Origin of the sequence: Halomonas sp. (assembly GCF_014859505.1) — a bacterium.
Taxonomy (GTDB): Bacteria; Pseudomonadota; Gammaproteobacteria; order Pseudomonadales; family Halomonadaceae; genus Halomonas.
Genome location: NZ_JACUUD010000243.1, coordinates 1 through 1,947, shown reverse-complemented (window position 1 = coordinate 1,947; position 1,947 = coordinate 1). Strand labels below are relative to the sequence as shown.

The window sequence follows — 1,947 nt, the reverse complement described above, 5'->3', positions numbered from 1 at the left end:
CTGGAGCTGGTGGTGGTGCGGCACGGCGTGACCGCCTGGAACCAGGAGCGTCGCTACCAGGGCCAGCGCGACATTCCGCTGCTGCTGCCCGATGCCGTGCCGGACATGGATCGCTTGCGCGACCACCTGGCGGGAGAGGCCTTCGACGCCGTGCACTGCAGCGACCTGATCCGCTGCCGTCAGACCCTGGCCCATGTGCTGCCGGGGCGAGAGGGGATGGCATCCTTCGATGCGCGCCTGCGTGAGCTGGACTTCGGCGACTACGAGGGGCGCACCTGGGAGGAGCTCAAGGATGACCCGCGCTATCGCGCCTGGGTCGACAGCGCCGGCATGCAGGCGACGCCCGGCGGTGAGTCCGCCGACGATCTCTGGGCGCGCCTCGAAGCCTGGCTCGAGGACGTGCTGGCCCAGGCCGCCGAGCAGGGGCATCGCCGGGTGCTGACGGTGAGCCACGGCGGTGCCATCCGCGAGCTGCGTCGTCGCCTGGAGGCGACCGATTTCTGGGAGGGGGTGGTCGGCCAGGCCCAGGGGCGCCGTTTCGTGATCGAGAGCGAAAGAGGAGGCTGGCAATGCTGTGCGTCATCGGCGGTGCCTGCTCTGGACGACGCGCATTAGTCGCCGAGCGCTATCCTCAGGCGGTCTGGCATCGGCTGGCGCCGGAAGAATCGCCCGCAGGCTGGGACGCCCTGCCGCCCTCGGGCGGTGTCCTGGTGGTCACCGGCTGGGGGGACTGGCTCAAGGCCCTGCTGGCCACGACGGCCGACGACGAGGCCGTGCGCACCGCCTGGCGGGCGCAGCTCTCGGCGCTGGAGGAGACGGAGCGAGAGGCGCAGGGCGAGGCGCTGCTGATCCTCGATGAGATGGGGTGTGGCATCGTGCCCATGGCCGTTGAGGCGCGCCGGCTGCGTGACCTCAACGGCTGGCTTTCCCAGGAGGTCGCATCGCGCAGCCGAGCTGTCTGGCAGGTGCGCCATGGGCTTTGCAAGCGATTGAAATAGAATGGCTTTGAATCAGGCGTTCGACTTTCGACGTTGACCCCGGGGCTGCGGGTTGCTAGCGTACGCGCACTCTCAGGTGCTGGCGGAGTGAGTGCCGCCAGGTAAACGGGAAGTCGGTGCGCGGAGCTCTTCCAGACAGCCCGCCAGTCCGACGCTGCCCCCGCAACGGTGATCGAGTCAAGAACCGCCACAGTGCCACTGTGCCTACGGCATGGGAAGGCGGCGGTTCAGCAGGGCCCCTGGCATCGCGACCAGGCCCTGGCTCGTCAGTCCGGAGACCGGCCCGAGAGCGCATGCCGAATCGCGGAGGGCGGTCTTCAGGCAGGGCATCGACCGCGCCATTCGCGCCGCTTCCCTTCCTTCTGTTCCTCTGCGCCGGCCCTCAAAAAAAAGCTGGACGCCGTGCGGGTGAGCACGGCGAAGCAAGGGACAGACATGAACACGACTATTGCCTCCCGCGGCCTGGCGGTCTTCGCCTTGGCCGCCCTGCCGCTGGCCATTCAGGCCGCTGAGCCTCGGGCCGAGGGCTCGGCCGACACCACCGCAGAGGCGACACGCCTCAACCCCCTGGTGGTCACCGCCGCCCTGGTGCCGCGCACCGCCGATGAATCGCTCGCATCCGTGACCCTGCTCGATGAGGCCACCCTGCGCCGACAGGATCCGGTGAGCCTGACCGACCTCTTCCGCGGCCAGCCCGGGGTGGACGTGACCTCCAACGGCAGCTTCGGCAAGACAAGCAGTGTCTCGATTCGCGGGACCTCGAATAACCAGAGCCTGTTGATGATCGACGGTATTCGTCTGCGCTCCGCGACTCTCGGCGGCCCCGCCTGGCAGTTCCTCGACCCGCGGATGTTCCAGCGCGCCGAGATCGTGCGTGGTCCCCGCGGCAGCCTCTACGGTGCCGATGCCATCGGCGGGGTGGTGCAGCTCTTCACCCCGGAAGGCGAGG

General features: G+C 69.0%; 3 protein-coding genes and 1 riboswitch. All 3 genes read left to right on the top strand.

Annotated features, from left to right (window positions below):
* Positions 1–615: histidine phosphatase family protein (locus tag IBX53_RS15940; protein ID WP_290911313.1), on the top strand; the 615-nt coding region annotated here is incomplete at its 5' end.
* Complete coding sequence (locus tag IBX53_RS15935) at positions 570–998, top strand: bifunctional adenosylcobinamide kinase/adenosylcobinamide-phosphate guanylyltransferase (RefSeq protein WP_290911310.1); 429 nt, start codon at positions 570–572, stop codon at positions 996–998. The genes IBX53_RS15940 and IBX53_RS15935, both read left to right, overlap by 46 nt.
* A gap of 57 nt (positions 999–1,055) precedes the next feature.
* A riboswitch (cobalamin riboswitch) is annotated at positions 1,056–1,300 on the top strand.
* Between the two features lie 133 nt (positions 1,301–1,433).
* The coding region (locus IBX53_RS15930; RefSeq protein WP_290911308.1) for a TonB-dependent receptor at positions 1,434–1,947 on the top strand (514 nt) is incomplete at its 3' end.